This is a genomic window from Paenibacillus sp. FSL M7-0134 (genome assembly GCF_038007865.1).
GTDB classification, from domain to species: Bacteria; Bacillota; Bacilli; order Paenibacillales; family Paenibacillaceae; genus Paenibacillus; species Paenibacillus polymyxa_B.
This window is the reverse complement of record NZ_JBBOXV010000001.1, coordinates 2,049,639-2,062,979: the sequence shown is the minus strand read 5'-3', so window position 1 is coordinate 2,062,979 and position 13,341 is coordinate 2,049,639. Positions and strand designations below refer to the sequence as shown.

11 protein-coding genes are annotated in these 13,341 nt (G+C 46.0%); 1 reads left to right on the top strand and 10 read right to left on the bottom strand.

The annotated features are described in order from the left end of the window. Window positions 1-19 precede the first annotated feature (19 nt). The 5 genes from NSQ58_RS09220 to NSQ58_RS09200 form a co-directional block, all read right to left on the bottom strand. Window positions 20-550, bottom strand: coding sequence for an FHA domain-containing protein (locus NSQ58_RS09220; RefSeq protein WP_023989857.1), 531 nt, complete (start codon window positions 548-550; stop codon window positions 20-22). A gap of 67 nt (window positions 551-617) precedes the next feature. Continuing rightward, entirely contained in the window at window positions 618-1,166 is a 549-nt protein-coding gene (locus tag NSQ58_RS09215; RefSeq protein WP_028542469.1) for an FHA domain-containing protein, read from the bottom strand. Window positions 1,167-1,198: 32 nt separating this feature from the next. Continuing rightward, entirely contained in the window at window positions 1,199-1,648 is a 450-nt protein-coding gene (locus NSQ58_RS09210) for a J domain-containing protein (RefSeq protein WP_023989859.1), read from the bottom strand. Between the two features lie 130 nt (window positions 1,649-1,778). Further along, entirely contained in the window at window positions 1,779-2,204 is a 426-nt protein-coding gene (locus NSQ58_RS09205) for a hypothetical protein (RefSeq protein ID WP_013311475.1), read from the bottom strand. Between the two features lie 119 nt (window positions 2,205-2,323). After that, complete coding sequence (locus tag NSQ58_RS09200) at window positions 2,324-4,492, bottom strand: hypothetical protein (protein ID WP_023989860.1); 2,169 nt, start codon at window positions 4,490-4,492, stop codon at window positions 2,324-2,326. 638 nt (window positions 4,493-5,130) lie between these two features. Between NSQ58_RS09200 and NSQ58_RS09195 the strand changes: the two genes are divergently transcribed. Continuing rightward, window positions 5,131-7,218, top strand: a complete 2,088-nt coding sequence (locus NSQ58_RS09195; protein ID WP_341057221.1) for a vWA domain-containing protein — start codon at window positions 5,131-5,133, stop codon at window positions 7,216-7,218. Window positions 7,219-7,260: 42 nt separating this feature from the next. Here the strand turns inward: NSQ58_RS09195 and NSQ58_RS09190 are convergent, their stop codons facing one another. The 5 genes from NSQ58_RS09190 to NSQ58_RS09170 all read right to left on the bottom strand — a co-directional run bounded on the left by NSQ58_RS09190 (window position 7,261) and on the right by NSQ58_RS09170 (window position 13,252). Further along, window positions 7,261-8,172, bottom strand: a complete 912-nt coding sequence (locus NSQ58_RS09190; RefSeq protein WP_341057219.1) for a serine/threonine protein kinase — start codon at window positions 8,170-8,172, stop codon at window positions 7,261-7,263. A 177-nt stretch (window positions 8,173-8,349) separates the two neighbouring features. After that, window positions 8,350-9,603 (bottom strand): L-lactate MFS transporter, encoded by a 1,254-nt coding sequence (locus NSQ58_RS09185; RefSeq protein ID WP_341057217.1) that lies wholly within the window; start codon window positions 9,601-9,603, stop codon window positions 8,350-8,352. A 190-nt stretch (window positions 9,604-9,793) separates the two neighbouring features. Then, a complete protein-coding gene (locus NSQ58_RS09180; RefSeq protein WP_023989864.1) occupies window positions 9,794-10,558 on the bottom strand; it encodes a LytR/AlgR family response regulator transcription factor in 765 nt (254 codons plus the stop codon). Beyond that, on the bottom strand, window positions 10,555-12,216 hold the full coding sequence (locus NSQ58_RS09175; protein ID WP_341057215.1) for a sensor histidine kinase: 1,662 nt from the start codon (window positions 12,214-12,216) through the stop codon (window positions 10,555-10,557). Before NSQ58_RS09175 ends, NSQ58_RS09180 begins: the two co-directional genes overlap by 4 nt. 49 nt (window positions 12,217-12,265) lie before the next feature. Beyond that, the gene (locus NSQ58_RS09170) at window positions 12,266-13,252 is read right to left on the bottom strand and encodes a S66 family peptidase (RefSeq protein ID WP_053325943.1); all 987 of its coding nucleotides are present in this window, start codon (window positions 13,250-13,252) and stop codon (window positions 12,266-12,268) included. Between the last annotated feature and the right edge of the window lie 89 nt (window positions 13,253-13,341).

Genomic DNA, 13,341 nt, shown 5'->3' with positions numbered 1-13,341 from the left:
ACCATTGCCCAATTCCGTCCTAGTTTTCGTTATCCCACTCAAAATGGGCGCCACACAGCGGGATAAAGATAAATTTGCTGTGTCCCAGCTGAATCACGTCATAGGCAGCCAGCTCTGCTGGTGAATATACCGCTTCGTTATTGTGGTACGCCAAACCTGATGAATCGCCTGGCAGCAAGTAAAAGTTACGTTTCTTCGGATCATACACAATGACCGCATGATTTCTACGGGAAATCGTGTTGTCCCCGATAATGCGGACATGCATTTCCTCTGCGCGCCCGATAAAGTTTTTCTCCGCCATAATGCGATAATCTTGACCCACCTGTGCTCCTTCGATGCATACCAGCCATCCAGTTACTGGATGAATGCCTACTGTCTCACCCAAATAAGGCATTGTTTTGTCGTTATCTCCTGCGACGTTTGTTTTCGCTGCTGCTGGCTCTACGCTCTTGGGTGCAGCTACATTTACTACCGTGTTGCAATATGGACACGTATTTCCGTGCTTTCGTGTACTGAACATGTGTCCGTTCGGGCATCTTGTCAAACTCATAGTCGGTTCCTTCCCCCATTGTCATAATTGTCTTTTCAGCGATCTAAGGATTTTGCAGCATCCTCATCTATTTAACGAGCAGTCTCGTATTGGCAATATATAATAAGTCACCTGAGTAAATCCGGTATGGCTCACCGCTTTCCAACTTCTTGGTTACACTTTCGTTGGCAGACCGCAAGCCTGTACCATTACCGGAATCCACATCCTCCACAAACCAGTCGCTGTTCACCCGGTTAAGTACCGCATGCTCCACACTTACCAGGGAGGCATAGTCTGTACCTACCAAATCAATATCCGCCTCTGAACGTGACGTTGTTTTACCGATTAAGAGCGACGTTTCGCCTTCGATATACCATTCTTTAATGGACTCGCCCTCTTCATCAATCAACACCAGCTTGGCAATCCGATGACGTTGTGCCTTTGGCTTGGCCACGGGTACAACGGACACCAGATTGCGCAATATGTATACAAGCACGCCGATTCCAATACCTATCGCGACCACGGTTTTCAAACCGCTGTAGCCTGTACGATTAAACACATAAAAGGCGATCGCCAGCATCAGCCCGAACATGGCAACATCTATGATGAAAACCCATCTGTTCTGCGCCGTTTTCACTGCTTGCTTCCCCCATTTCTATCCTGAAATCATCACTTTTTACGAATACCGAAAAATTGGTTAAACATCGCTGAGGTATCCGTCGGATCACCGGTTTTTTTCGTTTTTTTCCCTGGTGAGCCCTCCTTCGTTTTCGGATGAAAACCAAAAAATTGCTCAAAATCAGTTCCTATATCAGCTGGATTGAATCCTTTGGCTGCCGTACGCGCACCGCCGGAGGATGCAGCCCCTCTGCCTCTCTCTCGCTGTTCCCCGCCAGCTCCCTCAGTTTTTCGGATGAGCTCGGCATCGTATGCCTGCCGCAATGCTTCGTCACGCAAGGTATTGTAAGCCTCGTGAATTAGCTTGAACTTGCGCGTTGCTTCCTCGCTTCCCTGGTTGGTATCAGGATGATACTTTTTGGCCAGTTTACGGTAAGCCTGCTTAATCTCTGCCTCCGAAGCATCCCGGCTGACACCGAGCAGCTCATAGTAGTTGGTCATTGTGTGATGTTCCCCTCTCCGAAAAAAATAAATATTAAGAGACCCGTAGGCCTCTTAATATTTATCCACCCTGCACTTGTGTGCCGGGTGAGTGTGTGTTTAAGCTGCACTTAACGTGAAGACGTTAAGCTTAAACCGGATATCCGCCGTCGATTGTAGCCAGCTCGGTTTTGTCTTTCTTTTGTTTGATGTAGAGTGTAAATGCACCTACACCTTCTGTGTCGCCGAAGTGCTCGTTGTAGTCTACAACGAAAGCATTCGGGAAGTGGATTTTACGCACAACTTGATCAGCTGCGATAACTTCCAGTGTTACTTTACGGTAGCTGTCTGCTTTTTCAGCAGGAACCAGAGACCACAGAGCCAGTTTCAGCGTGTCATCCGCGCTGTCACCATCTACTGCTGTGATGATTTTGCCGCTGATGCGCAGCGTGGAGCCTACGTCAGTGGAGCGTGCATTGGAATCGTCCGGTGTATCGGTGTCATAAATAACCGTTTGGATGTTATCCAAGCCCAGCTCGATTGTTTCTTGTCCTTCTACTTTCAATCTGAATCCCATGTGTGTTGCCTCCTTGAAATTAGGTAATATGATGGCGGGAGATGCAGAGCTTCTCCGCGATTTATGTATAAAGGCGGTTCTGGATAGAAACACCTCTAACATCTTTCGTAGTGCTCGGATCATGATTTGACCGAGCTGGTTCCCTTAGTGATCATGACTTCCAGGTTCTTCACATTACCGTTGAAGACCAGATCGATATGGCACATATTGCTTTTCTCATCAATAATGAAGCTCATATCGTCTCCGTCCTGAATGATCGAGTTAACAGATCCTCTGCTGCTCAGCCACTTGCTCTTCTGACTGCTCGGATTGTTACTGAAGAAGCGGACGATATTTTCGTGTTTGAAGTCCCCTGTCTGGTAGCGCAAAATACGTTCAATGTACGTGCTGACCAGCGTCTTGTAGATGGAGTCAAAACCGTCCTCGGACATCGCCATGCTTCTCGCCTTGTAGACGGTAATCCGGCGGATATCCTTATCCTGAATCTGAGCATTCTCCGACGAGAATACAAAGCCGAAGTTTTTACGGTTGATGGCATCCTTGATCGTGTTGGTGAAACCGGTGATTTCCTTGGCCATCGTCGTCACCGTGCGCAGACTGTTGTCTCCCGCTTCAATGTCGAAGCGTACGCCAGGGAAGTTCTTATTGACCGTTTTGAACGTCTCACGCAGGTATTCAGGACACTGATAGGAAGCGACCAAGCCGGCGGCAACATAGGCTGCACCCACATAAACGCCCTCGATCCACAGCTTGAGAATATCCTCTTTCTCCTTAGAGAGCTGTACACCGTCTTCGGTCTGTAGCATTTTGCTGTCGATAATGACCCCCGATTTGTCCTTCGGAATAATCGTAAAGTTCGGTACACAAGGAATGGCAAATTCGCTATATTCTCTGCGAACGAGACTGGCACATTTATCGACATATTTGTCGATACCTGCTGTCGCCATACTGTTGAAAGTCGTTTCTTCACCGGATTCAAAGTTAAAGAACATTTGAATTTTGTAATCCTTCACGACTTGCAGCAGCATCGAGAGCGATTCCATAGAATTTCCGCCCTGCTTAACGACCTTCTCGTTACCCTTGAAGCGTTCACGTGAAACTTTTACCTTACCGGCTGCTTCCAGCTCGACGGATGGAACGATACCGAACCAGATCGTGTCGCTGAATTCATTCTTAGCATTCACAGTGTTCAGGTATGTTTCCAGGCGCGGGATATTGCTGCTTTTCACCAGCATGTCCAGCTTGTTGTTCGCCACCAGCATTGTCGGCAGCATGCCTTTGCTCTTCGTTGCATATTGATCGAAGAACATTTTGACACCGAGAATTTTCTCCACAAGCGGCTTAACCGCCTTTACGAAATCGTCCTTGGCATTTTTATAGAACTCCAGATACGTGTTGTAGTTTTGAACTTCAACCGCTGTATCCACCTTGGTCTGAACTGCCGGCAGTGGCACAAACGTGCGAACCACCAAATCCTTGACATAGTCAGAAGGCGTATCTGTGATGGAGTTATAATCCTCTTCGAATACTTGGGAGAGATCGCCAGTGCTGTTCTCATCCAATAACATCAGCTCAGTACTGTCGCTCTTCGGCGCTTCAATAATTTTCAGTTCGCCGCTTTCCCCAATGGAGAGCATACCCACCTGAATCAGCTCGCCGGAGTTTTCCTCTTGGGCGCCACCGAGCAGAAGGCGGGTTTTGATGTCCTCAATTGCCAGTGGGAGCATAGCCATAACATTGTTATAGTTCTGACTCGCTTCCTCGAACATTCCATTCAGCTTGTCACCCATGTCGAGTTTCTTTGGATCGCCATCATCCAGCTTGTCGTATTCACCATACATATAGTGAATCTCTTTGCGGACTTGACGAATATCATCCATGACCTTTTTCGGTGAAATCATATCCAGCAGATTTTCAAATTTGAAATCTACATTTGTAATTCCTTGACTGCGCTTGGTATCGATGAGCGTAAACAACATTTTCAGAAAGTCATTACTTTGATTTACACGAATTTCAGAAATGCTATCCTCATCAATTCCCTCTGGCTTTTTAAGGGTGTAGACGACTTTTTGATTGGCCGCGTTAAAAAACGAATACACGGTTGGTGAAAACTTATCCAAAAATTCGTCAAAGCTGCGCACCAGAAGGTGCTGATTAATTTCCTTGATCTTTTCATCGCTCAAGCTGTCAATACCCTTCACATCACCTACAATGGTGATCAGGTCCAGCTTTTCCGGGTTAATCTCTTCAAAAAGCATTGTACGGTTGGTTTGATAAATGATTTCCATCGCTGTCGGCAAATGAATAAAGTATGAGTTATAGGTCCATTGCTCCATATACGGACACGGGATGTCCAATTTGAAACGGACGAATACTCATTTTTAGTTCTTTTGCCTCCTCCCCCCTACTTAACATTTAAATTCGTCAAAGGATTGAGCTTATACCACATTTACGGTACAGGCATGTAACCTCGAAAATCGGTCCGAAGCGTTATTCGGCTTTTAACGGCAAAGCATACAAATGAGATGTTTTTCAAATTAAAAAGTCAGATAACACAGAAATTTTAAATTTATGATTTCGTATTCCTAACTTCAATCCCAATTTTTGCCGTTGATACGAGAGCTATCATACAAAGTACCCTTCAGTTTTGTCAATTTCTGTAGTCTCAGATTGAAACAGGGCATTTTGACTCATTTTATGCGTGAATACGTAATTTTCATGATATGTTAGACCTGTTTCTTCAGGGAAATATTCACAAATGGAACCCAATTACCGATAGAAGTCCATTGGATATTTCTGATAAGCGTAAAAGAATCAAATTCATGGCTAATGTGAGGTTTATCAGCTGTTTTGATCCTTTATCCCTTATATCCCAAGGATTAGGAGAGTTGATCCCCCCATGTTGGTCTCGACGATGGAGGAGCTTATGTTCAGAATAAGGAAACTAGGGATTATTGTTTTCATGACTTTTGTACTATTTTTACAAATGGGCTTAAATGGGGTCATTTGCACTGTAAATCAGGCTAATGCAGCATCTTTGGGTGCTGTCCCGATCGAGGGTTATGATGCCGTTTTTGTATTGGATACCAGTTATTCCATGAGGGATACTGATCCTGAGGGCATTGCCGCCGAAGTCATCAATATGTTTATGGATTTGAGTGATGCAGACCGCACACGCGTAGGATTCGTTGCCTACAATCACAACGTGGTCGCCTCGAAACCACTGACTTCGATTGCCGTGGCAGCGCAAAAATCCCAAATCCAGCAGGATATCAGAACGCTAAACCGTTCCGGTTATACGGATTTGGGACTTGGGTTGCGCAAAGGCTCGGAGCTACTAGCGGCAGGAGCATCCCAAGGGCGTCAGCCTTTTATGATTCTATTGTCAGATGGAGAGACTGATTTTGGTGCCTCCTCTGGTTCCCGATCTAAAGGTGACTCCAATAACGATGTGTCCTCTGTCATCAAATCTGCACAGACCAAGGGATATCCGGTGTACACGATTGGTCTGAACCATGATGGCACAGTGAACCGACAAGAACTCGAACGGATCGCTTCTCAAACGGGTGGAGCTTCTTTTATTACGAGTAGTGCCGAGGATCTGCCGGAAATTCTGAACCGTATTTTCGCCAGTCAAATTCGCTCCAAGCTCGTTCCAATTGCTGCAATTACGACCACTGGCGAGATGCAAGAATTAACTGTAACTCTACCTGATTCTAGTATGGAGGAAGCCAATCTGGTGCTTTTGTCGGAGCATCCCCTTCTGGAAACACAGCTATATTCCAATTCAGAAAATGTCCGCAGGTACAAGTCGAGCCGATATGCGATTTTAAAAATCGAGCATCCACAGGCAGGTAAAGTGAAGTTGAAACTACGGGGCATACGCGGGGATTTGGTAAAAATTAATTTACTTGGCAGCTATCGACTGGAAGCCGAAGCTACCATGGGAGGAAAGCAAGCAACGGCAACTCATGGCGACAAGCCTGTGCAGTTGCTGAAAGGTCAAGCCACACCGTTTCAAGCTCAGCTCCTGTTACCCAACAGTCAAAAGCTTACGGATGAAGCCGTATATACGTCTCTCCAAGCCCATATTATAGTTACTCCAAAGGGGGGCACAGCCAAAAAGGTGCCTATGACCTATAAGTCAGGAGCCTTCCATACCGAATATGCGTTCCCTCAAACCGGGGATTATACATGGCAGCTATCCCTGGATAGTCCGCAATGGTACCGTAAGGGAACTGTACATAAAGTTCACGCGGCCAATGCAGCGCCACAAGTCTTGAAAGACCTGACGATTCGCCTGGTAAAAGAAGACGGCGATTCCCGTCGAAGTTTATCGGATTTTATCATTGACCCGAATCATGACAAGCTGAACTATAAGCTGGATTCAGAAGCCTCTGGGGATGCGGTCCATGCTGAGATTAACGGTAATGATCTGCTGCTATCCGAGCTCCACACAGGTGACACTCAGCTAAAGATTACCGCTACCGATCCGGAAGGCGCATCCAGCAGCGCTACACTAACCGTTTCCGTACAATCCCGGTATACAGCCATTAAATGGACGGTATCCATCAGTGTCGTGGTAGCCGCTTTTCTGTATTGGTTCTTGCGGCCGAAGCCGCAGTTTGCCGGAAGAATCGAAGGATATTTTCTCGCTACAGCAAGTGGACAGGAGATTCCGGTAAAATCTTGGCCGCTCACCTCCTTTCCGGGTCGTAAGGTCAGCTTACAGGAGTTGTTCCGTACGCTTGACGTTCACGAACCGTTGCCAGAAGCGGAACGGATTCTATTTTCCGCAGGCAAAAAAGGGAGCCTAATCGTGAAACATGATACACGCTGTGCCTTACAGCATGGAAAGATCAGATTAGCCCGCAACAAAAAAGCGGTCATGGAGTACAGCGACAAACTGTACATTACATTCGAGGATGGTGTGACTGAAATCGAGCTGCGATACAAAGCGATTAAACCGAATACTTCAGTGTACACCGACCATATCCAAGCTCCGACAGGATAATGTCCGTCACAACGTAAAAAAGAGAAGCACCGTCTCTTACGATTAACGAACCGTAAGAGTAGGGCGCTTCCCTTTTTTTATCCAATATTCCGCACGTAGTGCGGCTTTAAACCATCGAAGTGAGCGGCAACGCTTGTTAGCCTGTACCTCCAGACCACGCCGAATGACATACGGCAACAGAGAAAGTCCCGCATTTTTAATCTGAATCCGCTCGGAATGATCTGCAAACAATCGGCCTGGCACATCTGGCGGAGGTGTTCCTTTTCGGCAATAATACAGCGTGGCGGCCAAACTATAGATATCCGATACAGGTCCCTGCTGCGAACGATTAGAGTAAAATTCCAGTGGAGAATAGCCCGCCGTGGTGAAGATCGGATGCTCTTTGCCTTCAAAATGCACAGCCGAACCAAAATCAATCAGCTTGATGTTGCCATTTTCCCCAATCATAATGTTGCCCGGCTTAATATCCCGATGAATAATTCCTTTGTCATGAATGTACTCCATGGCATCAATTAAAGGTAGCAGCGTATGGTACAAAAAAGTGGGATCATACGTTGGCACAGCCTCTTCTTTCATCATTCGATCCAGTGTCTTGCCTGCACAGTATTCCATGACCAGATAGGCAGTTCCATTTTCCTCAAAGTGATCTATATAACCGACAATTCCCGGATGACTTAACTCCTTCAACATTTGCCCTTCACGCAAAAAATAATGCATAAACTCCACGTATTTGGATTGCATAGAAGCACCGCAAGTGACCGTTTTTCGATCCATCCCCCGCAAAGCCAGTACATTCGGAAAAAATTCCTTCACAATGACCTTTTCTCGGTTATCCAACAGCCTTGCCGTATACACGATGGCCAGCTCACTGCGGGACAAGGCGCTTCGAATTTGATATGTATTTCGCAGCTTCGTATTGCGGGCAAGCAGATTCCCGCTTGTATCCACGATCATGACTCGTCCTCCTGTCAGGTTCTTAGCTTATGTCTTTTGTATATATCGGCTTATTACACATCTTTTTATTATACCGTAAAATAGATTATTGGAAAAACAAATAACCTGCCATAATCTCCCTTAGAGAAATGATGACAGGTCTTTTGGCATTCATCTGGTTCTTTTTTCTCAAATCGTTTAACCCAGTTTCGTTCCGGGCTTCATGCTGCGCACACTGTTCGTATTTTTCTTCCGTTCACTGCGCAGTTTGCCTTTGCCTTGTTCTGGAGTGCGAATGGTGAGGGCAATTAGGAACGATACGACACACAGCACAGCAATCGTGGTAAAGGTCGGGATGAATCCACCGAGCAAGGCTGCAATAAATGACCCCGCCAGCGCACCGAGGCCAAAGCCTTGATACACAATACCATAGTTTTTGCTTTGATTTTTCAGACCGAAGAAATCAGCTACAATGGCAGGAAAGACTGTAATGTTGCCGCCGAAGCAAAAAGCAATTCCTGCTACACAGGCAAAGAATAAACCATAATTCAGCGGTACCAGACTCAGCACTGTGACTGCGACCGCCGTTGTCAGCAACGCACCCGCTACTACTTTCAGACGACCTACTTTATCCGATAGTGCACCCAGTATGATCCGGCCCGCCGTGTTGAAAATTGCGACCATAGCGACCGCATTAGCAGCTGTTGCTACATCTAGGCCGGCCATCCGTACGCCGATATCTTTGACTACCCCAATCAGGTAGAGACCACTCATACAAGCGGTAAAGAACATTACGAACAACAGATATGCCTGCTTGGTGCGCAGCATTTCTTTGACGGTGTAATCTCGCTGTACAACCCCATTTTGTACCGAAGGCTTGTTCACGACTACAGCTTCTCTTACCAGGAAAGAACCACCCACAATCATAATCAGCACGATCATTCCCCAATATAAAAACGCTTGTGATACTCCAACGGACTGAATCAACGAACCATTAATATACTTGAATATAAGACTGCCTGTTCCATATGCCCCAACCGAAATACCGGAAATAAGTCCTTTTTTCTCAGGAAACCATTTAATCAGATTCGACAGTGATGTAATATATGCCGTTCCATCCGCAAAACCTACGACAATACCCGCCAAAATGTAAAGCAGGGACAGCGATGTTACCTGCGAACTGAGCATGAGCCCTGCTCCTAACACGACACCTGCACACAAAATCAAACGACGTAGTCCCCATTTATCCTGTAGTTTGCCTGCGAATAATGTAGCCAACGCCAGTGCAAAACTGGTAATTGAAAATGTAATGGCAACCGAACTGAGATTCCAGCCAAAGCGGTCCACCAACGGTTGATTAAATAAACTCCATGTGTAAATGGTTCCTAATCCCATCTGGACAATTATCGTTCCAAGCACGACAAGCCAACGATTTCCGCTGTTTGTTTTCATATAAATCTCCTCTTTTCATTCCGGCTCTACAGCGTCAGTTTGTTATCATGATAACCGGGAATCCAGTACGCTTTGCGCCTGTGGAGGAGCAAGTCTGTAAGGATTCTCTCTACATCGATTATTATAACCCTGCATGTTAGCCAGAAATCGTTTGAGGAATGAAATGCACATATAGCGGAATGAAATGCCTTTAAAGTCGCATAATTTGCCGGAATTCCTTGGCTTTACTACGGCTCACAGGAATCTCTGCTTCTAGTCCACGCAAACGCAGGAGATACGTATGGTTGAACCAAGGTACAATTTCACGGATCTGCGATAGATTCACCGTGTATGAACGGTGACAGCGGAAAAAGTCCTGCTGCGGCAGCCGGGCATGAAATTCCGAAATGCTCATCGGCATCGTATATTCTTCGTGCCTTGTAAAGACACGGGTCACCTTTTCCTGCGCACACGCATAGTAAATATCGTTCGCATCCGTCACAATGATTTTGTCATTTTTCAACAAATTAATACGACCTGGCGCAGCAACAGTACTGGCTTCAGCAGCTCGGGATTGTGCAGTCTGGACAGGCTCCTGTATTGGAACATTCTGCTGCTCATAAGCATTTTCCAGCTTGCGTAGCATAGATGCGATCCGTTTTTCGTCATATGGTTTGAGGATGTAGTCGAACGCCTCCAGTTCAAAAGCCTGCGCCGCATGTTCTTTATAGGCGGTCGTAAAAATAATATAGGGCTTTTTGGCAAATTTGCTAATGTTCTGTGCCAGCAGCATCCCGTCCAATGAAGGAATGTTAATGTCCAGAAAGATCGCGTCCGTCTCCTGATCTTGCAGAAACCGAAAAACATCTAGCCCATCCTCGAAACTATCGGTCACCTCAATGTTGCTATGAGTCTGAATAAGATACTCCAGCTCTTCACGCGCCGGAAGCTCGTCTTCTACAATTATGGCCTTCATGACTTCTCCTTTGGTATGTCAAAATAGACTTCGGTGCCCGGTTCATGCTTCAGAATAATAACTCCTTCGCCGTACATAAGCTTGAGTCGTCTGTGCACATTGTACAAGCCGATCTGTTTAGCCGGAACCCGATCATGATACAGGTTATCCACAACATCATCCCGTATACCTACCCCGGTATCTGCTACAGAAATACGCACCATTTCTCCACGATCCTTTACAGAAATAGTTACTGTACCTGTCCCCTTTTTCTTGAGGATTCCGTGATTAATCGCATTCTCAACCAGGGGCTGGATAATAAGACTTGGAATACGCACAGACACCTCATCCATTACATACTCTACCTGAAGTCGGTTGCCGAAGCGTGCTTTTTCAATTTCCACGTAATCAGACACCTGCTGAAGCTCCTTATGAATTTCGATCAAATCATCATTCAGCTCCAAATTATAGCGCAGATAGCCTGATAAATTAATGATCAGCTCTCGTGCCTTATCCGGCTTGGTGCGTGTCGTAGAGGCAATGGCGTTCAGCGCGTTAAACAGAAAATGGGGATTAATTTTCGTTTGGAGCGCCTTTAGCTCGGCTTTATTCGCTGCTTCCTTAATTTGCTCCACACGTGACACTTCCATTAACGTGGAAATGATTTGAGACAAGCCAATCGCCATCGTCTGCAACGGATACGTAATTTTATAAGCTTTGCGATAATAAATCTTCAACGTTCCGGTTACTTCTCCCCGCTCCTCTAACGGGATAATGAGCAGAGACTGGATTTGGGGTGTTTTATCGTCTGCAATATGGTTGCGGATCGTGATTTTACCGCTGCTGATCGTCGATTTAGTCACATCGCTAATGATCTCATCTCCGATGTGATAACGCTCTTCGCCAAAACCGACATAGGCCAGCACATCTCTGGTATCCGTAATCGCCACCGCGTCTGCCTTGATATCTTCTTTTATGATCGAACAAATGGTATGCAAGGATTCCGCATTAATGGAGCGAAAATAAGGCAACGTCTTATTGGCAATATCCAGCGCCAGCTTGGCCTGTCTGGCCGCGATATTCTCCTTTTCCCCCTCCACACTCTGGATCAACAGAACGATTAAACCGATACTGACTTCTCCGATAATCATCGGTAGACCAATCTTGGAAACGATGTCCACTCCAAGGTTATGGGGTTGTGCCATCACCAGAATGAGCAGCATCGTCAATGCTTCGCAGACCATACCTGCGGCGATACCGACTAGCCATCTCTTGGAACGGTTGACCCGGCGGCCGATGTATCCTGACACCACACCTGCCAAAATACTCGTAATCAGACACGGAATCGAGGTCACTCCCCCGATATCAATTAGATAACGATGGATACCTGATACAATACCTGTAACGATCCCAACCCATGGTCCGAACAAAATACCGCCCGCCATAATTGCAATGATTCGAACGTTAACAAGCGAACCTTCGACTTCAATCCCGGTGTAGGTGCCGAACAGCGCAAACATACAAAAGATCAATGTTAATATGGCCAGCTCTGCCGGAGAATGGCTGTTCTTTTGCAAGGTTTCCTTAAAGCGCGGGATACGTGTAATAAAAAATAAACAAATCAGTAACAACGCTGCGCGCTCAAATAGCTGCATCAGCATTTCCAACAAGGCGTTCACCTGCGTTCCTCCCAAATAAAAACGGATATGCCTACATAAGTTGTGTTAATTATTCACATATTTCAGTACTCACCCTGCCATTACGGGCATGGATGCTAGCCTTCCCACCAATCGGATATGTAAACTGCGGCGTAGTATGACCAAAATCAGCATCTGCAATCACTGGAATGGAGGCCAATTCTCTTTTCGAGCTAATGATTTGCCGCAGCAATTCTTCTGTCATATGCGACGCCTGCTGAAATCGTCCTATGATGATCCCCTTAACCTGATCAAATCCAGGCTGGTGCAACAGTGATTGCAAATCCCGATCAAACGTAGCGGGAGAGCTTTCGTAATCATCCTCAACAAATAGAATGCTTCCTTCCAGACTCGGCATATACGGAGTCCCCTGCAACAAATTCAGGGTACACAAGTTTCCGCCCACAATCGTACCCGTTGCTTCACCTTCATGAATCGCATACGGACCCGCATTGCGGTAAAAGCTTCTTTGATCCTGATCTAGATACCAAGTATCGTCACTCCACTCCGACGAAGACTGGATTTGAATGCTGCCCTCTTCCAACATCAACCTTTGAAAATACGCCGTCGTATAATCATTTCCTCGCAACATGGCAAACGTCAAAAAATGAGGTCCTGCATACGTGATAAGCCCCGTTTTTGCATAAATCGCATGGCTTAACGCTGTTATATCCGAATAACCACATAATCGTTTAGGATGAGCTCCAATCAGTTCATAGTCAAGATGGGTAAGGAGCTGATTGGCATTATAGCCCCCAATTGAAGTCAGGATGCCCTTTACCTTTGGATCGACAAAAGCTTCGTGCAAGTCTGCGACTCTGGACTCTATCGAGGAAGATGTAAAATCATCATTTTCCAGCACATGTTGCGAAAAACTCACTTTAAACCCTAGCTCCTCCAGTCGTTGCTGGGCAATCAAGCGATTTTCCTCAGAAACGATCGACAAGCTTCTGGACGGCGAAAGAATACGTATCTCGTCTCCAACTTTTAATTTGGGTGCTTGCTTTCCTATGATCATGGTCATCCCCCCTTAGTTACAAAGCATTTAAACTGCCACAAATTATACCATCAACTTCCATCTAATTATAGCTTCTAGAAATCCCATCT